The organism is Roseitalea porphyridii, from assembly GCF_004331955.1.
GTDB lineage: Bacteria > Pseudomonadota > Alphaproteobacteria > Rhizobiales > Rhizobiaceae > Roseitalea > Roseitalea porphyridii.
Window position 1 is genome coordinate 1,651,843 of sequence record NZ_CP036532.1, and the last position, 17,774, is coordinate 1,669,616.

At 66.4% G+C, this 17,774-nt stretch carries 20 protein-coding genes and 3 tRNA genes; 16 read left to right on the forward strand and 7 right to left on the reverse strand.

Annotation, left to right across the window (positions count from 1 at the left end; genetic code table 11):
• The first annotated feature begins 576 nt into the window (after positions 1-576).
• Positions 577-1,155, forward strand: coding sequence for a hypothetical protein (locus E0E05_RS08035; protein WP_131616240.1), 579 nt, complete (start codon positions 577-579; stop codon positions 1,153-1,155).
• A 30-nt stretch (positions 1,156-1,185) separates the two neighbouring features.
• Here E0E05_RS08035 and E0E05_RS08040 read toward each other — a convergent pair whose 3' ends face one another.
• From E0E05_RS08040 to E0E05_RS08055, 4 genes are all read right to left on the reverse strand, one after another.
• Positions 1,186-1,680 carry an NUDIX hydrolase gene (locus tag E0E05_RS08040; protein ID WP_244598013.1) on the reverse strand — a complete coding sequence of 165 codons (495 nt, stop codon included), beginning with the start codon at positions 1,678-1,680 and terminating at the stop codon, positions 1,186-1,188.
• Between the two features lie 120 nt (positions 1,681-1,800).
• Entirely contained in the window at positions 1,801-3,048 is a 1,248-nt protein-coding gene (locus E0E05_RS08045) for an MFS transporter (protein WP_131616241.1), read from the reverse strand.
• Positions 3,049-3,055: 7 nt separating this feature from the next.
• Entirely contained in the window at positions 3,056-3,553 is a 498-nt protein-coding gene (gene gpt, locus E0E05_RS08050) for a xanthine phosphoribosyltransferase (protein WP_131616242.1), read from the reverse strand.
• 197 nt (positions 3,554-3,750) lie between these two features.
• A complete protein-coding gene (locus tag E0E05_RS08055; protein WP_131616243.1) occupies positions 3,751-4,500 on the reverse strand; it encodes a competence/damage-inducible protein A in 750 nt (249 codons plus the stop codon).
• A gap of 154 nt (positions 4,501-4,654) precedes the next feature.
• Between E0E05_RS08055 and wrbA the strand changes: the two genes are divergently transcribed.
• The 3 genes from wrbA (at position 4,655) to E0E05_RS08070 (ending at position 6,319) form a co-directional block, all read left to right on the forward strand.
• Entirely contained in the window at positions 4,655-5,254 is a 600-nt protein-coding gene (gene wrbA, locus E0E05_RS08060; protein ID WP_131616244.1) for an NAD(P)H:quinone oxidoreductase, read from the forward strand.
• A gap of 135 nt (positions 5,255-5,389) precedes the next feature.
• Positions 5,390-6,184 (forward strand): inositol monophosphatase family protein, encoded by a 795-nt coding sequence (locus E0E05_RS08065; RefSeq protein WP_131616245.1) that lies wholly within the window; start codon positions 5,390-5,392, stop codon positions 6,182-6,184.
• Positions 6,185-6,232: 48 nt separating this feature from the next.
• Positions 6,233-6,319: transfer RNA gene (locus E0E05_RS08070), tRNA-Leu, on the forward strand.
• Between the two features lie 81 nt (positions 6,320-6,400).
• Here the strand turns inward: E0E05_RS08070 and E0E05_RS08075 are convergent.
• Both E0E05_RS08075 and E0E05_RS08080 read right to left on the reverse strand, forming a co-directional pair.
• Positions 6,401-7,054 carry a YiaD family glycine zipper/OmpA-like lipoprotein gene (locus E0E05_RS08075; RefSeq protein WP_131616246.1) on the reverse strand — a complete coding sequence of 218 codons (654 nt, stop codon included), beginning with the start codon at positions 7,052-7,054 and terminating at the stop codon, positions 6,401-6,403.
• 136 nt (positions 7,055-7,190) lie between these two features.
• Positions 7,191-8,024: a TrmH family RNA methyltransferase gene (locus E0E05_RS08080; protein WP_131616247.1), complete on the reverse strand. Its 834-nt coding sequence runs from the start codon at positions 8,022-8,024 to the stop codon at positions 7,191-7,193.
• 169 nt (positions 8,025-8,193) lie between these two features.
• Between E0E05_RS08080 and E0E05_RS08085 the strand changes: the two genes are divergently transcribed.
• Together E0E05_RS08085 and E0E05_RS08090 are read left to right on the forward strand one after the other, a co-directional pair.
• A tRNA-Tyr gene (locus tag E0E05_RS08085) sits at positions 8,194-8,278 on the forward strand.
• Positions 8,279-8,314: 36 nt separating this feature from the next.
• Positions 8,315-8,388: transfer RNA gene (locus tag E0E05_RS08090), tRNA-Gly, on the forward strand.
• A 30-nt stretch (positions 8,389-8,418) separates the two neighbouring features.
• Here E0E05_RS08090 and E0E05_RS08095 read toward each other — a convergent pair.
• Positions 8,419-8,859 (reverse strand): MarR family winged helix-turn-helix transcriptional regulator, encoded by a 441-nt coding sequence (locus E0E05_RS08095; RefSeq protein WP_131616248.1) that lies wholly within the window; start codon positions 8,857-8,859, stop codon positions 8,419-8,421.
• A 75-nt stretch (positions 8,860-8,934) separates the two neighbouring features.
• Here E0E05_RS08095 and hmgA point away from each other — a divergent pair, with 75 nt between their 5' ends.
• The 10 genes from hmgA to E0E05_RS08145 all read left to right on the forward strand — a co-directional run bounded on the left by hmgA (position 8,935) and on the right by E0E05_RS08145 (position 17,761).
• Positions 8,935-10,302, forward strand: a complete 1,368-nt coding sequence (gene hmgA, locus E0E05_RS08100; RefSeq protein ID WP_131616249.1) for a homogentisate 1,2-dioxygenase — start codon at positions 8,935-8,937, stop codon at positions 10,300-10,302.
• A gap of 12 nt (positions 10,303-10,314) precedes the next feature.
• Positions 10,315-10,593 carry a DUF2442 domain-containing protein gene (locus E0E05_RS08105; protein ID WP_131616250.1) on the forward strand — a complete coding sequence of 93 codons (279 nt, stop codon included), beginning with the start codon at positions 10,315-10,317 and terminating at the stop codon, positions 10,591-10,593.
• 24 nt (positions 10,594-10,617) lie between these two features.
• Positions 10,618-11,634, forward strand: a complete 1,017-nt coding sequence (locus E0E05_RS08110) for a fumarylacetoacetate hydrolase family protein (protein WP_131616251.1) — start codon at positions 10,618-10,620, stop codon at positions 11,632-11,634.
• A gap of 2 nt (positions 11,635-11,636) precedes the next feature.
• Positions 11,637-12,890, forward strand: coding sequence for a cytochrome P450 (locus E0E05_RS08115; protein WP_131616252.1), 1,254 nt, complete (start codon positions 11,637-11,639; stop codon positions 12,888-12,890).
• A gap of 3 nt (positions 12,891-12,893) precedes the next feature.
• Positions 12,894-13,844, forward strand: coding sequence for an MBL fold metallo-hydrolase (locus E0E05_RS08120; protein WP_131616253.1), 951 nt, complete (start codon positions 12,894-12,896; stop codon positions 13,842-13,844).
• Between the two features lie 23 nt (positions 13,845-13,867).
• A complete protein-coding gene (locus E0E05_RS08125; protein WP_131616254.1) occupies positions 13,868-15,481 on the forward strand; it encodes an FAD-dependent oxidoreductase in 1,614 nt (537 codons plus the stop codon).
• Between the two features lie 2 nt (positions 15,482-15,483).
• On the forward strand, positions 15,484-15,693 hold the full coding sequence (locus E0E05_RS08130) for a DUF2783 domain-containing protein (RefSeq protein ID WP_131616255.1): 210 nt from the start codon (positions 15,484-15,486) through the stop codon (positions 15,691-15,693).
• A 7-nt stretch (positions 15,694-15,700) separates the two neighbouring features.
• On the forward strand, positions 15,701-16,243 hold the full coding sequence (locus E0E05_RS08135; RefSeq protein ID WP_131617955.1) for a VOC family protein: 543 nt from the start codon (positions 15,701-15,703) through the stop codon (positions 16,241-16,243).
• The gene (gene maiA, locus E0E05_RS08140; protein WP_131616256.1) at positions 16,240-16,875 is read left to right on the forward strand and encodes a maleylacetoacetate isomerase; all 636 of its coding nucleotides are present in this window, start codon (positions 16,240-16,242) and stop codon (positions 16,873-16,875) included. Before E0E05_RS08135 ends, maiA begins: the two co-directional genes overlap by 4 nt.
• Positions 16,876-17,047: 172 nt before the next feature.
• Positions 17,048-17,761 carry a polysaccharide deacetylase family protein gene (locus E0E05_RS08145; RefSeq protein WP_131616257.1) on the forward strand — a complete coding sequence of 238 codons (714 nt, stop codon included), beginning with the start codon at positions 17,048-17,050 and terminating at the stop codon, positions 17,759-17,761.
• Positions 17,762-17,774 lie beyond the last annotated feature (13 nt).

Sequence of the window (17,774 nt, forward strand, 5' to 3'; positions counted from 1 at the left end):
TCCCTTTCGCCCTCTATATATAGTGTCTTATCCACAGGCCGTCACCCGACCCGCACCCTCATGCAACCCGCGCGCGCCGGCCGCTTGCCCGACGCACGCACCGAGCCTGTTCCGCCATGGCGTGACCATGGCCGGCAAAGCTTCGGTCTGACTTGTGAACCTGTTCGACGCCCCGTCCGGGAGTAGTGTCGACCCTGGCGGCCGCCTACCTTATCTAGTGGTTAGCAAGGCTGTAAACCTCTAAATATTGAGTTAACAGCCTGGTCTGATCCCCTCTCGATGATCCCCCGTACCGCACGCAAGACGCAGGAACCCGTGCCCGGATGTGACGGATTGACCGTCAATGCCGCGCTGAAACGCCAACATGAACGCTGAAGTGGACCGGCGATCCGAGCCGCCGGACGTGCGCTCAACGTCGCACAACCGTCATAAAAAGCGACTCGGCGGAGCCGGTCAAGAGCTTGGTTGGCGCAAACGCAAATCCACTATATCTGGTAGGGCCTCTGGCGGGGATAGCGGGGATAGGGCTTAAATTTCGGTAAAGGCCCTTGCGGGAACGAAAGAAGCCAAGCAGCCATGGCGCACATCCCGCAAATCCGGGCCCGCAGGCGCATCGTCGCGGCCGCGATCGCCGTGCCGACCGCGATGTTCGTGCTGCCGATGCCCGATCCGGACGACGCGATCGGGGCGAATCGCCTTTTTTCGGCGTCAACCATGGCTTCCGACGTTTCATCGGGAAAACGGGCCGGTCTGCCCGTCCTGCCGGTCGCCGACGCCCGTACCATCACCGTCGATTCGGACTTCGAGGATCGCTTCGGCTTCCTCGTCCCGCAGCCTTTCTCCCTCGATCTGCCCGATCCCGGCGACGGCGAGATCAAATTGGCCTATCCGGACACCGCTGGCGGGGTCTATCTCCGCATCAGCATCTCGACGCTGGAAGGCGTCGGCATCTATACCCTGTCCGGCACCCACGCCGTGGTGCTGAACGGCACCTATCGGGATCCGCGGGCCGGCGACATCGCCGTGCGCATCTACGGCATCATGCACAAGCGTGGCGTGAACGGTCTGATCTTCTATGAACGCCGTTATGTCGAGCGGGCGCCGGCGTCCGCCCGCTTCAGCGAACAGATCGTCCGCAGCGTGGTGTTCCAATAGGGTCGGGGTCGGCGAGGTTTCGCCGGCGGCTCAGGCGGCCAGCTTCTTCCAGTCCGTGTCGAAAGCTTGAAGCAGCGCCCGCAGTCCGGGCTCGTCGACCCGTTCGGCCGCCTCGGCGGCGGGCAGCCATTGCCGTTCGCGTTCGCCGCGCTCGGGCCAGTCCGCCTGCTGGCGCACCATGGCGAGCGCGTGCACGGTGACGCGGCACGGTTGGATGTGGCCATCATCGACCTTGACGTAATCGTAGCTGCCAAGCGGGCTTTCGCTGACCGTGCCTTCGATCCCGGCCTCTTCCCAGGCTTCGCGGGCCGCGGCCTGGGCGACGTCCTCGCCGCCGTCGAGCCAGCCCTTGGGCAGGACCCAGCGGCCGGTGCCCCGGCTGGTGATCAGCAGTACCTCGACCTTGCCCTTGCCGGCGCGGCGCCAGACCAGCGCCCCCGCCTGCATGCCGACCGACGCGTCTTCCTGTCCGAATGCGCGCTTGAGTTGCCGGATGATGCGGGTAAGCGTGTTGTCGTCGGCCATGGGCGCTCCGTTGTGTTCTTATTGCGCGCGGAGAGTTACGTGCGGATCGTGGCAGATTCGCAACATGAAGGACATGTGCCTTGCTGGGCCGTCATTCAAGCTGTGGATTGCGGGAAAGGCTCACGAAGGGCGCGGAGCGGCACGGATCGTCAAACCGACGGACAGAGCGAACACGAGCGCGCCGCCGATGAACCAGAGCCCCGGCACGTCGACCAGCGGGTCGGGCGCGGAGACGTGGGCCAGCACCAGCGAGGCGAGCAGCGGACCGAAGATGATCGCCAGCGCGTTGATCGCCTGCAGCGTGCCCTGAAGCTGGCCCTGCCGGTCGCCATCGACGCTTTTCGAGCAGATCGCGGTCAGCGCCGGCGAGCCCAGCCCGTTGCCGATGACGTATAGCGCGATCAGCGGGTAGACCATCCAGCCGGTCTCGGCGAGCCCGTAGAGCGCCAGCGACAGGCACGAGACGGCGAAGCCGGCGATCACCGTCGGCCAGTCGCCGATCGCACGGACGATCGGCCCGACCAGAAAGCCCTGCACGATCACATACATGACGCCGACGAAGGCCAGCGACCAGGCCGCCTCGCGCAGGCCCCAGCCGAAGCGGAACTCGGTGTAGAGCACCCATGTACCCTCGAGCCCGCGCTGGGCCGTCGCGGTCAGCAGAAGCGCGACCAGAAGCGGGGTGAGCGCCGGGAACGAGGCGATCTTTCCGAGCGAGGAAAGCGGGTTGGCCTCGCGCCAGTCCGGCGTGCGGCGACGGTTCACCTCGTCGAGCGATTCGGGCAGGAAGGCGAAGGCAAAACCCAGATTGACCGCGCCGAGCACGGCGGCGGCGATGAAGGGCAGGCGGATGTCGATCTCGCCGAGCAGGCCGCCCAGCAGCGGGCCGAGGATGAAGCCGGCGCCGAACGCCGCGCCGATCAGCCCGAAGATGCGGGCCCGCTCGGCCGGTTCGGAAATGTCGGTGACATAGGCGTTCGCCGTGGTCACCGTGGCGCCGAAAATGCCGCCGACGAGACGCGCGAAGGCGAGCCAGACGAGCGTCGGCGCGAGCGCGGCGAAGATGTAGTCGACCGTCAGGCCGGCGAGCGAGACCAGCATGACCGGTCGGCGGCCATACTTGTCGGAGACGATGCCGATCAGTGGCGAGAAGAGGAACTGCGCGACCGCGTAGATCGTGCCGATCACCGCATAGGCCGCGGCCGCGTCGCTGACCGAGCCCGAGCCCATCGTCTGGACAAGCTTGGGCAGGATCGGCCAGGCGAGCCCGACGCCGATCATGTTCATGACGACAGTGCCTAGGATCACCGCCAGCGCGCGCCGCCGTGCCGCCTCGGTCAGGGCCGGCCGGGGCGCGGGCGCGTCCATCGTTCGGTCAGCCCTTGCCGGCGCCGGCGATCGGCTCCTGATAGGTGAAGCCCATGTCCCAGGGGAAGAATATCCAGGTGTCCTGGCTGACCTCGGTGATGAAGGTGTCGACCTGCGGCATGCCCTTGGGCTTGGCGTAGACGGTGGCGAAATGGGCCTTCGGCATCATCGCGCGCACCAGTTCGGCGGTCTTTCCGGTGTCGGTCAGATCGTCGATGATCAGCACGCCCTCGCCATCGTTTTCGAGCAGGGCCGGGCTGATGTCCTTGAGGACCTTGATGTCCCCTTGCATGTCGTAGTCGTGATAGGAGGCGATGCACACGGTCTCGATGACGCGGATTTCCAGTTCGCGGCTGACGATCGCCGCCGGCACCAGCCCGCCGCGCGTGATCGTGACGATCCCGCGCCATTCCTTGGAGACCGAAGCGACGCGCCAGGCCAGCGCCCTCGCATCGCGATGGAACTGGTCCCAGGAGACCGGAAAGGACTTGTCGGGCAGGGCCATGGATCGCTCCGTCGATGCAGGTTGGCGTGCGATAGCGGCGCAGGCCGGCGATGGCAAGACAGGGCCTCGGTGAATGGTGAAGTGGTGAGGTCGTGAAATGGTGCAATGGCGAATGGTGCGAGCCCGCGCGCCTTCCTCAGCGATATCTTAGGATCAGATCAGGGCAAGGCCATCCACCATTTACTGTTCACCATTCACTACTCACCGTGCTTGACCTCCAGTTCCTCCAGCATCGCCCGGACCGCGTCCGCCGCCGCCTCGAGCGCGTCCGCATCGGCCGAGCGCACCACGATCTCGGCCCAGTGCCGGCCGTCCTCGTAGCGTGGATAGGAGCCGATGACGGTCTTTGGGTGATCGTTCTGGATCGCGCCAAGCGGTGCGCCGATCACGCCTTCGCCGAACCGGCAGAAAATCGCCTGCGAAGCCAGCTTGCGCCCGGCGCGCAGGGTCGGCAGCACCTGGTCCAGCATCGCCTGGAAGATCGCCGGTACGCCGGCCATTACATGCACGTTTCCGACGATGAAGCCCGGTGCGGCCGAGATCGGGTTGTCGATCAGGATCGCGCCTTCGGGCACGCGGGCCATCCGCTGGCGCGCCTCGGTGAACGGCTGTCCGCTCTTCTCATAATGCGAAGTCAGGATCTCCATGGCCCGCGCATCCTTGTCGACGGGCAGGCCGAGCGCCACGCCGATCGCATCGGCGGTGATGTCGTCATGGGTCGGGCCGATGCCGCCGGAGGTGAACAGGTAGGTGTTGCGGGCGCGCAGCGCATTGACGGCTTCGACGATCGCCGGCTGGTCGTCGGCGACCACGCGCACCTCGCGCAGATCGATCCCCGCTTCGGTGAGCATGCGCGCCAGATGATGCGCATTGCCCTCACGGGTCCGGCCGGACAGGATCTCGTCGCCGATGACCACCATGGCGGCGGTGATGATGTCTTCGCTCATGCGCGCTGTCCGAAACCTCTGCCTGCTCCATACCGCGCCGCGTCAAGGGCATCAATCGAGACGGCCGGGTGAACACTGTGTCGTGCAATCGCACGCTTACGCCTGCTGCCGCATCCATTAAGTGCGCAGTCGGAATTCAACACGGAGAACACCGATGACCAAGGTGCTGGTGCTTTACTATTCGAGCTGGGGCCACATGGAAGCCATGGCGCAGTCGGCCGCCGAGGGCGCGCGTGCCGCCGGTGCGGACGTGACGATCAAGCGGGTGCCCGAACTGGTGCCCGAGGATGTCGCCAAGGCGTCCGGCTACAAGCTGGATCAGGAAGCCGCGATCGCCGATCCGCTCGAACTGGCCGACTACGACGCGATCATCGTCGGCGTTTCGACGCGCTACGGCATGATGGCTGCGCAGCTGAAGAACTTCTTCGACCAGACCGGTCCGCTCTGGGCCGAAGGCAAGCTGATCAACAAGGTCGCCTCGGTCATGTCCTCGACCGCGACCCAGCACGGCGGCGCCGAACTGGCGATCCTGACGACCCAGGCCGCCCTGCAGCACCACGGCATGATCATCGTGCCGCTGTCCTATGCCTATCAGGGCCAGACCGGCAACGATGTCGTGCGCGGCGGCTCGCCCTACGGCATGACCACCACCTCCAACTCCGACGGCTCGCGCATGCCCTCCGACCAGGAACTGGAAGGCGCCAGGTTCCAGGGCCAGCGGGTCGCGGAGATCGCCGCCAAGCTCGCCGGCTGATCCGGCCGCGTTCACCAAGTCGACGGCCCGCCCGCGTGGCGGGCCGTGTGTTTTTCCGCCAGCCGATGGACTTTGAAGCACGGCTGGTGCATGGCACGGCGACCATTCGCTTTGCCCTTCCCGAAGACCGCCGCCATGTCGTCCCATCAGGACCGCCTCGACTTCGCCCTCGACCTTGCCCGTCAGGCCGGCCAGTTCGCGCTCGGCCACTTCCGGGCGATCGACACGCTCGCCATCGAGAGCAAGGGTCATCAGGATCTTGTCTCCAATGCCGACCGCGACACCGAAACGCTGGTGCGCGATGCCATCGCGGCCCGCTTTCCCGATGACGGCATTGTCGGTGAGGAGCACGGCCGCGTTCATGGCACGTCCGGTTTCGACTGGGTGATCGACCCGATCGACGGCACCGCCAACTTCGTGCGCGGCATCCCGCAATGGTGCGTCGCGCTCGCCTGCGCGCAGGATGGCGAGCCGGTCGTCGGCGTCATCTACGAGCCGGCCTCGGGCGAGATGTTTTCGGCCCTGCGCGGCGGCGGCGCCTTCGTCAACGGCAAGCCGATGCGCGCCAGCACGGCCGCTTCGCTCACCGAAGGCTCGGTCATGGTCGGTGTGTCCGGCCGCACCGATCCGAAGGTCGCCGTCGCTCTCGTCGAGGCGATCGTCAGCCAGGGCGGCATGTTCTTCCGCAACGCCTCGGGCGCGCTGGGGCTCGCCTATGCTGCGTCCGGCCGCCTGCTCGGCTATGTCGAGGAGCACATGAACTCCTGGGACTGTCTCGCCGGCCTGCTGATGGTCGAAGAGGCGGGCGGGGCAACCCTGCCGATCGATCCGGGCACCGCGCTCGACCATGGCACCCGCGTCGTTGCCGGCGGCGCGGCCATCTATCCGGCCCTTTCGGCGATCGCAGAGCACGCGTTCCCGCCACGCTGACCGGCCGGCGTGGACACTGGCGCACGGCTTTCCTACACAGAAGCCGGAGCGGGCGTGATGGAACCGGTAGACATACCGGACTTAAAATCCGGAGGCCTTTGCGCCGTGCGGGTTCGAGTCCCGCCGCCCGCACCACTGCCATGAGACCGACTGCAGGCCGCAACGCAAACGGGCCGCGCGATGGCGGCCCGTCTGGAACGCTCCGTCGTGCACCGGTCAGCTCAGCGGCACGAGCTCGATTTCCACCCGGCGGTTCTGCGCCCGGCCGGCCTCGGTTGAATTGTCGGCGATCGGCCGGCTCTCGCCGAAGCCGCTGACGAGGAACCGCTGCGGGTTGACGCCGCGGCCTCCCAGATAGTTGGCGACCGACTGGGCGCGACGCTGCGAGAGCGCCTGGTTGTAGCTGTCATCGCCGGTCGAATCGGTGTGGCCGTAGACGTTGATCAGCGTCTGGTTGTAGCGCTGCAGCACCAGCGCGACCGAATCGAGGGTCGGGAAAAAGGCCGGCACCACCTGGTCCTGGTCGGTCGCAAACGTGATGTTGGACGGCATGTTGAGGATGATGTTGTTGCCCACGCGCGTCACCGAAACGCCGGTGCCCTGAAGCTGTGCCCGCAGTTCGGCCTGCTGCCGGTCCATGTAGTTGCCGACCGCGCCGCCCGCGATGGCGCCGATGCCCGCGCCGATCAGTGCGTTGCGGCGGTCGTCGCCGCCGGCGAGCAGACCAAGGCCCGCGCCCGCCGCCGCGCCGAGCGCCGCGCCACCTGCGGTGTTGGACACGCGCTGCTGGCCGGTGAACGGATCGGTGGTGGTGCACGCGGCGGTGAAGACGAGCACGCTCGCGAGCGCCGTCAATGTTTTGGCTTTCATTCTGTTTCCCGTCCCTTGTCGATCATGGGGCTCCCTTCGCATCGCGCCTTGAGGCGAAAAAACGGCCAAAATGCGTTGCGTGAGACTACTGCAAGAAGGCGGCAATGCCATAGGCCCGTGCCGTTAACGAATTCTGTCAGCGTGTCGCATCAAGATGTCTGCGCGCCAGATAGAGCGCCAGCACCGCCGCATTGGACACGTTCAGCGAGCGGATCGCGCCGGGCATGTCGAGCCGGGCCAGATCGGCGACCGTCGCGCGTGTCTTCTCGCGCAGCCCCTTGCCTTCGGCGCCGAGCACGATGGCGATGCGATCGCCGTCGAACGCCTGCTCGATCGGGTGCGGCCCTTCCGAATCGAGCCCGATCGTCTGGAAGCCACGATTGTTCAGTTCACCGAGGGCGTTGGCGAGATTGCGCACATGGATCAGCGGAAGGTGTTCGAGCGCGCCCGAGGCAGCCTTGGCGAGCACGCCCGATTCGGCCGGACTGTGGCGCGCCGTCGTGATCAGCGCGTCCGCGGCCATGGCGACCGCCGAGCGCATCAGCGCGCCGACATTGTGCGGATCGGTGACCTGGTCGAGCACGACGACCAGCCGCGCCGCGCCGAGATCCTCGAGCGTCAGCGGGCTCAGCGCGTCCGCTTCGACCAGAACACCCTGATGGACCGCGTCGGCGCCGGTCAGCGCGTCGATCGCCGGCGGGCGCACGATCTCGACCGGAAAAGGCAGGGCGGACGGGTCCGCGATCCCAAGGCGCGACAGCGCGTTCTCGGTCGCCAGCAGCCGGTGGATGGTCCGGCCCGGATTGTCGAGCGCGGCGCGCACCGTATGAAGGCCGTAAAGGTGGACGCGGCCCTCGGGTGGTGCCGCCGGATCGATCGTCTCGCCCCGCGCGCGCTTCCGGTCGCGATGGTCGCGCCTGAGGCGCGCATAATGGGCGTCCTTGCGCCCTGGCTTGTCGTGCTGGCTCATGCCGGCTCTATAGCGGTGCCGAAGCGCCATTGCGACCGCAACGGTTGGCACGGCGGCTTTTCGCACCAATATCAAGTCTGGCGGCTCGGCGCGTGTTGACAGCGCTTTTGGCCCGCCTCATAAGACGCGCCGATGCGGCCGGGCCGTATCGACCGGCACCCGCCGTCATGGAGGAGTGTCCGAGTGGTTAAAGGAGACGGACTGTAAATCCGTTGGCTAAGCCTACGCTGGTTCGAATCCAGCCTCCTCCACCATCGGCGGGCCGGACGGGCAGGGCACAACCCTGCCACGCGGGCATGGTGAAATGGTATCACACGAGCCTTCCAAGCTCTTGGTGCGGGTTCGATTCCCGCTGCCCGCTCCAGCCTTCCGGCATCGTCTCTGACAGAACGCTTCAGTCGCCCAGCTTGCCGATCCGCGCCAGCGCGCGCTTGAGCACCGCCTGTTCCTCTGCGGAGAACGGCGCCATCAGGCGTGCGTCATAGTCGCGGGCCCGCGCGCTCAGATCGGCATAGGCGCGGCTGCCCGCGGGTGTCAGCGCCAGCATCTCCCGACGCCGGTCCGTCTCGACGCGCTCGCGCGTCAGGAACCGCTTCTTCTCGAGCGCGGCCACCGCGCGGCTGATCTTGGTCTTGTGCATCTTGGCGCGCGCGCCGATCTCGTTGGCGGTCATCGCGCCATAGCGGCCCAGATGGAACAGCACCCGCCATTCGGTGCGCAGCATGCCGTAGCGGCCCTTATAGTGATGCTGGAAATCGAGGCTCGCCTCCTCGGCCGCCTGGTTGAGCAGATAGGGCAGGAAGGCACGCAGATCGAAGTCGGGCTGGTCGGTCATGAAACCGACCATGATGGTTGTTAGTTACAAATTCAACTATTACCACCGGCCAAATTCGATGACAGGGAGGCGACCATGAACCGCCAGACATCGACCCGGACCATGCAGTCCGGCGCAACGCCCGTCGGCACGCACGAGGGCTACATGCCCGGTTTCGGCAACGATTTCGAGACCGAGGCGCTGCCCGGCGCGCTGCCGCAGGGCCAGAACTCGCCGCAGAAATGCAATTACGGCCTTTACGCCGAACAGCTTTCGGGCACCGCCTTCACCGCGCCGCGCGGGCAGAACGAGCGCACCTGGTGCTACCGCATCCGGCCCTCGGTCAAGCACACGACGCGCTTTGAAAAGATCGACCTGCCTTACTGGCGCTCGGCCCCGCATGTCGTCGATGACGTGATCTCGCTCGGCCAGTATCGCTGGGACCCGGTGCCGCTGCCGGACGATGGCGAGGCGCTGACCTGGCTGACCGGCATGCGCACGATGACGACGGCCGGCGACGTCAACACCCAGGTCGGCATGGCCAGCCACATCTATCTGATCAACATGTCGATGGAGGACGAGTATTTCTACTCGGCCGATTCGGAGCTGCTCGTCGTGCCGCAGGAGGGCCGGCTGCGCTTTTGCACCGAGCTTGGCGTGATCGACCTCGAGCCCAAGGAGATCGCCATCCTGCCGCGCGGGCTGGTCTACCGGGTCGAACTGATCGAGGGACCGGCGCGGGGGTTCGTCTGCGAGAACTACGGCCAGAAGTTCGATCTGCCGAGCCGCGGGCCGATCGGCGCCAACTGCCTGGCCAATCCGCGCGATTTCAAGTGCCCTGTCGCCGCCTTCGAGGACCGCGAGGTGCCGTCCACGCTGGTGGTCAAGTGGTGTGGCCAGTTCCATCGCACCGAGATCGGCCATTCGCCGCTCGATGTCGTCGCCTGGCACGGCAACTATGCCGCCTACAAATATGATCTCAGGACCTATTCGCCGGTCGGCGCGATCCTGTTCGACCATCCCGATCCGTCGATCTTCACCGTCCTGACCGCGCCGTCGGGCCAGCCGGGAACGGCGAACATCGACTTCGTCCTGTTCCGCGAGCGCTGGATGGTGGCCGAGCACACGTTCCGGCCGCCCTGGTACCACAAGAACATCATGAGCGAACTGATGGGCAACATCTACGGCATCTACGATGCCAAGCCGCAGGGCTTCGTGCCGGGCGGGGTGAGCCTGCACAACATGATGCTGCCGCACGGCCCCGACCGTGACGCGTTCGAGGGCGCCTCAAACGCGGAGCTGAAGGCCGAAAAGCTCGACAACACGATGAGCTTCATGTTCGAGACGCGCTTTCCGCAGCATCTGACCGCCTTCGCCGCCAACGAGATGCCGCTGCAGGACGACTATATCGACTGCTGGTCGGACATCGAGAAGAAGTTCGACGGCACGCCGGGCGAGAAGTAGGCTAAACTCGCGATGATCGATGTCGTCAAGGTATTGTGGGTGCAACCGGCCGGTGCTCGTCGGCTCCGCGTGCGCTTCTCGAATGGCCGCGAGGGCATATGCGATCTGTCGGAGATGATCGGCCGGGACACGCCGATGCTCGCGCCGCTGGCCGATCCCGGCTTCTTTGCTCGCGCCTTCGTGCAGATGGGTACGATCGCCTGGCCGAACGGTTTCGACATCGACGCCATCGCACTGCACGACGAGATGCTGGACGCAGGCCGGCTTGAACCGGCGCTCGGCGGGACTTGAGCTTTCAGGAAGAGTTGGGACACCATGAAACTTGCCACCATCAAGGACGGCACGCGGGACGGACGCCTCGTCGTCGTCTCGGACGATCTGACGCAATGCTCGGACGTGGGCCATATCGCGCGCACGTTGCAGGCCGCACTCGACGATTGGGAGACGGTCGCGCCGCGGCTCGAACGGGTCGCCGAGGGCATTGCCGGCGGCTGGCAGCCGGTGCAGCGCTTTCACGAGCATGAATGCGAAAGCCCGCTGCCGCGCGCCTACCAGTGGGCGGACGGCTCGGCCTACGTCAATCACGTCGAACTCGTGCGCAAGGCGCGCGGCGCCGAAATGCCCGAGAGCTTCTGGCACGATCCGCTGATGTATCAGGGCGGCTCGGACGCCTTTCTCGGCCCGCGCGCGCCGATCCGCTTTCCGAAGAACGCCACCGAATGGGGCATCGACATGGAAGGCGAGGTGGCCGTGATCACCGGTGACGTGCCGATGGGCGCATCGCGCGAGGAAGCGCTCGGCGCGATCCGCCTTGTCATGCTGGTCAACGATGTCAGCCTGCGCGGGCTGATCCCCGGCGAACTGGCCAAGGGCTTCGGCTTCTTCCAGTCCAAGCCGTCAAGCGCGTTCTCGCCGTGCGCGGTCACGCCGGACCAACTCGGTGACGCGTGGAAGGACGGCAGGCTGCACCTGCCGCTCGACGTCGATCTGAACGGCAAGCCCTTCGGCCGGGCCGAGGCGGGCGAAGACATGGTGTTCGATTTCGGCACGCTGATCGCCCATGCCGCAAGGACGCGCGCGCTCACCGCCGGCACCATCATCGGCTCGGGCACGGTCTCCAACAAGGATCCTGACGGCTCGCCCGGCCGGCCCGTATCCGACGGCGGCAGGGGCTATTCCTGCATCGCCGAGATCCGCATGATCGAGACGATCAACGAGGGTTCGCCCAAGACGCCCTTCATGGGCGATGGCGACACGGTGCGCATCGCCATGAAGGACGCATCGGGCCATTCGATCTTCGGCGCGATCGACCAGACCGTGGAGCTTGGCTGATCATGGCCGGCGCGGGCGATACGCTGGTCAAGCAGGGCGAGGGTGCCGATGCGGCGGCCGCCTTCTCGCTGACCGCGCCGCCGGCCGGCTTCGTCGACGATCCGTTCCCCGTCTATCGCGCGCTGCGCGAGAACGCGCCGGTCAAGCCGATCGGCGACAATGCGTGGCTGCTCAGCCACCATGCGGACCTCGAACGCACCTACAAGGACACGACGCTCTTTTCGTCCGACAAGAAGGTCGAGTTCGCGCCCAAGTTCGGCGACGGCTATCTGTTCGAACACCACACCACCAGCCTGGTGTTCAATGATCCGCCGCTGCACACGCGCGTGCGGCGCATCCTTGCCGGCGCGCTCAATCCGCGCGCGGTCTCGGCGCTCGAGCCCGATGTGATCGCGCTGGTCGACCGTCTGCTCGACGCGATGGAACAAAAGGGCGGCACGGTGGACCTGATCGAGGACTTCGCCGCCGCGATCCCGATCGAGGTGATCGGCAATCTGCTCGAGGTGCCGCATGACGAGCGCGGCCCGTTGCGCGACTGGTCGCTGGCGATCCTCGGCGCGCTCGAGCCGGCGCTGACCGAGGCGCAGTTCCGGCGCGGCGAGGAGGCCGTGCGCGATTTCCTCGCCTATCTGGAAACGCTGGTCGCGCGCCGTCGCGCCCGTCCCGGCGATCCGGACAGGGACATGCTGACGCGGCTGATCGCCGGCGAGCGCAACGGCGGCAAGCTCAGCGAAGCCGAACTGCTGCACAATTGCGTCTTCATCCTCAATGCCGGCCACGAGACGACGACCAACCTGATCGGCAACGCGCTCGAACTGCTCGACCGGTTCGAGGACGAGCGCGCCCGGCTGATCGCCGACCCCGCGCTGATCGCCCCCGCCATCGAGGAGGTGCTGCGCTATGAGAGCCCCAATCAGCTCGGCAACCGGCGCACCACCGCGCCCGTCGAGATCGGCGGCGTCGCCATGCCCGAGGGCAGCGGATTGACGCTGTGCATCGGCGCGGCGAATCGCGACCCGGCCGCCTTCGATGATCCCGAGCGGTTCGACATCGCGCGCAAGCCCAACCGGCATCTGGCGTTCGCCTCCGGCCCGCACCAGTGCACCGGCATGAACGTGGCGCGGCTGGAAGGCCGCATCGCCATCGCCCGTTTCCTCGCCCGGTTTCCGCACTACCGGCTTCACGGCGCTGCCACGCGCTCGCAACGCATCCGTTTTCGCGGCTTCACCGCCATTCCCGCACGACTTGAAGGGTAGACCATGACCAAGCAATTCGCCTCCGCCGGCGACATGACCGAAAAGCAGATCTCGTTCTCCGAGATCGGCCGCGACCTGTGGGCCTTCACGGCCGAGGGCGACCCGAATTCAGGCGTCATCATCGGCGAGGACAGCGTCATGGTGATCGAGGCGCAGGCGACGCCGCAACTCGCCCGCAAGGTGATCGAGCGGGTGCGCGCGGTCACCGACAAGCCGATCAGCCATCTGGTGCTGACGCATTATCACGCCGTGCGCGTGCTCGGCGCGTCGGCCTATCAGGCGCCGCAGGTCATCATGTCGGACACCGCCCGCGCCATGGTCGCCGAGCGCGGCGCCGAGGATTGGGCGAGCGAGTTCGAGCGTTTCCCGCGCCTGTTCGACGGCCATGACGAAATCCCCGGCCTGACATGGCCAACGACGACCTTTTCGGACCGGATGACGGTCTATCTGGGCAATCGCCGCGTCGATCTGATGAAGCTCGGCCGCGCCCACACCGCCGGCGATGTCGTCGTCCACGTCCCCGACGAGAACGTCATGTTCACCGGCGACATCGTCGAATACCATTCGGCCTGCTATTGCGGCGACGGCCACTTCAACGACTGGCCGCAAACCCTTGAGAAGATTCGGAGCTTCGACCTCGCCGCCATCGCGCCGGGGCGGGGCGATGCCCTTGTCGGCGCCGAGATGGTCAATGCCGCGCTGACCAACACCGCCGACTTCGTGTGCTCCACCTACGATCCGGTCGCAAGGGTCGCCGCGCGCGGCGGTTCGCTCAAGCAAGCCTGGGACGCCTGCCGGGCGGTCTGCGATCCGAAGTTCGCCGACTACGCCATCTACGAGCACTGCCTGCCGTTCAACGTCGCGCGAGCCTATGACGAGGCGCAGGGCATCGACACGCCGCGCATCTGGACCGCCGCGCGCGACAAGGACATGTGGAACGCCCTTCAGGGCTGACGGGATCGGGGGAGGAGCCCGCCATGAATAAGATCTTTGAAGTCCCGCTCTATCCCTATGCAAGGGTCGCCGATCAGGACGCGCAGACGCCGGTCAAGCACGCGGTGATCGTCATCGGCGCCGGGCCGATCGGCCTTGCGGCGGCGATCGATCTCGCCCAGGCCGGTCACGAGGTCGTCGTGCTCGACGACAATGACAAGGTGAGCTGGGGCAGCCGCGCGGTCTGCTATGCCAAGCGGCCGCTCGAGATCCTCGACCGGCTCGGCTGCGGCGAGCCGATGGTGAAGAAGGGCGTGGTCTGGCAGCGCGGCCGCGTCTTCTACGACGATCGCGAGGTCTATGATTTCGACCTGTTGCCCGAGAAGGGCCACCGCCGTCCCGCCTTCATCAATCTCCAGCAATACTATTTCGAGCGCTACATGGTCGACCGCGTGCGCGAACTCGAGCAGGAGGGGGCGCCGATCGAACTGCGCGGCAGCAACAAGGTGCTGTCTGTCGACGCCGACGACGATGGCGTGACGGTTCAGGTCGAAACGCCCGAGGGCACATACGCCGCCCGCGCCGACTGGCTGATCGCCTGCGACGGCGCGGCCTCGCCGACCCGGGCCATGATGGGCCTCGATTTCGTCGGCCGCGTCTTCGAGGACAATTTCCTGATCGCCGATGTGGTCATGGAGGCCGGCTTTCCGACCGAGCGCTGGTTCTGGTTCGATCCGCCCTTCAACCGGGGCCAGTCGGCGCTTCTGCACAAGCAGCCCGACAATGTCTGGCGCATCGATTTGCAGCTTGGCTGGGACATCGACAAGGACGAGGAGAAAAAGCCCGAAAACGTCATCCCGCGCCTCAAGGCGATGCTCGGTGAGGATGCGCGCTTCGAGCTCGAATGGGTGTCGATCTACACTTTCCAGTGCCGGCGCATGGAGAAGTTCCGCCATGGCCGGGTGCTTTTTGCGGGCGATGCCGCCCACCAGGTCTCGCCGTTCGGCGCGCGCGGGGCCAATTCGGGCCTGCAGGACACCGACAATCTGTGCTGGAAGCTGGCCCTGGTCATGGAGGGCAGGGCGCCCGAAAGCCTGCTCGACAGCTACGATGTCGAGCGCATCCACGGCGCCGACGAGAACATCCTCAATTCGACCCGATCGACCGACTTCATCACGCCGAAGTCGGAGATGAGCCGCATCTTCCGCAATGCGGTGCTCGACCTGTCCGAGCACTACGGGTTCGCAAGGCCGCTGGTCAATTCTGGCCGGCTGTCGGTGCCCTGCGTCTATGACGGCTCGCCGCTGAACACCGCGGACGGGCTCGACGCCGGCCCGGCGCGCACGCGGCCCGGCGCGCCATGTCCGGACGCGCCGCTTGGCGATGGTTTTTTGCTGGACCGGCTCGGCGGGGCGTTCACGCTGCTGACGATCGACGCCGATGCGCCCGAGAGCGTCGAATCCGGGGGCGTTGCGGCCACGCGTCTCGCGCTTTCGGCGGCGGACGATCCGACCGGCGCGCTGGCCGAGCGATATCTGGGCGAAGCGGAGGCGGCCGTCTATCTGATCCGGCCCGATCAGCATGTCGCCGCCCGCTGGCCGAGGTTCGACGCACCGGCCGTTGAGGCGGCGATCGACCGCGCGACGGGGAGGGGATGACAATGACCGGACTGAACACCGCGCCCGCCATCGACGCGCCCGACGACCTTTATGCCGAGCTTCTGGCCATGCACGAAGGGCTTTCCAAGGACGAGAGCGATGCGGTCAATGCGCGGCTGATCCTGATCCTGATGAACCATATCGCCGATCGCGACGTGCTCCGGCAGGCCATGGCGGCCGCCCGTTCGCCCGGCGCCGACAAGGAGGGCTGAGCCCATGTTGAAGATCGAGCAGATCCACCACGTCGCCTACCGCTGCAAGGACGCCAAGCAGACGGTCGAATGGTACCGCGACATGCTGAACATGGATTTCATCCTGGCCATCGCCGAGGATCGCGTGCCCTCGACGCATGAGCCCGACCCCTACATGCACCTGTTCCTCGACGCCGGAAACGGCAACGTCCTGGCCTTCTTCGAACTGCCGACCAAGCCGGAGATGGGCAGGGACCCCAACACCCCCGAATGGGTCCAGCACATTGCCTTCAAGGTCAAGGACCGCGACACGCTGCTCGAATACAAGGCGCATCTGGAGAGCAAGGGCGTGGAAGTGCTCGGCGTCACCGACCACTCGATCTTCCATTCGATCTACTTCTTCGACCCCAGCGGTCACCGCATCGAACTGGCGTGCCCCGATCCGCAGGAGGAGGCGATGCTGGCGCGCCTCGATGCCGTCAAATGGGACATGCTGGAGGAGTGGAGCCGGACCAGGAAGGCGCCCCGGCATGCCGACTGGCTGCACGCCAAGGAATTTCAGGGCGCATGACCGAGGCGGTCCTTTACGACTACTGGCGCTCGTCGGCGAGCTACCGGCTGCGCATCGCGCTCAACCTGGCGGGCGTCGCCTACCGGACCGAACAGGTGGATCTGCGCGCCGGCGAACAGGTGGCCGATGCGCACATGGCCCGCAATCCGCAGGGGTTCGTGCCGGTGCTGGAACTCGACGGGCTGCGCCTGACCCAGTCCATGGCGATCATCGAATATCTCGACGAGACGCGCGGCTGCGGTTTCCTGCCCGACGATGCGCCCGGCCGGACGCGGGTGCGCGCGCTCGCCTATGTGATCGCGATGGACATCCATCCGATCTGCAATCTTTCGGTCGCTAAGCACGTCGTCGATCTGACCGGCGGCGACAAGGCGGTGATGGGCGACTGGATGCGCCATTTCATCCGGCGCGGGCTCGTCGCGTTCGAGGCGCTGCTCGACGATCCGGGCACCGGCGCCTTCTGCCACGGTGACCGGCCGGGACTGGCCGACATCTGCCTGATGCCGCAACTCTACAACGCTGAACGGTGGGGCGTGGAGTTGGCCGATCTCGTCCGCATCGGCGCGATCGCCGAACGCTGTCGCGGAGAGCAGGGCTTTGCGGCGGCGATTCCGGCGCCCCCGCCCGATTGACGAGGACGGCCGGGGCAACGCGGAACGACGCCGTCGACCGGCAAGCGGCGATTGCCGGCTTGTCGGCATTCTTCACATGGTGGTATCGGGCGTTCCGGCATCGACGGTCAGGCCGATCGTCGCCGCCGCCTCGTCCGTGTCGCCCCGGCGATGAACGAAAGCTGGTCCCCGCATGAGCGCCCGACCGATCCTTGGCTACTATCATCAGGTCCGGCCGGAGCAATCCGACCCGGAACTGAACGGTCTCGGTGTGGCGCCGCAATCGGTGGTCGGTCATGCCCGGATGCTGATGAAGGCCGGCTACCGGCTTCGGACCGTCTCCGAGACCGTCGCCGGCGGTGATGCGAATTGCGCTGCGCTGACATTCGATGACGGCTATGCCGACAATCTCGAATACGCCCTGCCGGCTCTTGCCGAGATCGGCGCGGTGGGCACGATCTATGTCGTCGCCTCCGAGATCGGCAGGAACGGCCCGAGCTGGATGGCCGACACGTCAGGCCGGAACCGACTGCTCACCGCCGCGGAACTGTCCGAACTGAGCGCAACCGGATGGGAGATCGGCTCCCACTGCAACACGCACCAGCGCCTGCCCACCCTGTCCGAAAAGGATCAGCGCGAGGAATTACGCGTTTCGAAGGAACGGCTCGAGGACCTGCTCGCCGGACCGGTCAGATCCCTGTCCTATCCGTACGGGTCCTATTCGGAGATCACCGTGCGGCTGGCCGAGGAACTGGGCTACGACAACGCGGTGACCACGGCCAGGCGCGGCGGCAACGGGAGCCGATACGCCATCGTCCGGCTCAGCCTTGGCGGCTACGGATTTCGTGCGGTCAAGCAGAACACCAAGCTGGGCCTTGCCATCGCGCGCCGCCGGTGGCTCGGTTGACCCGGAAGCCGCC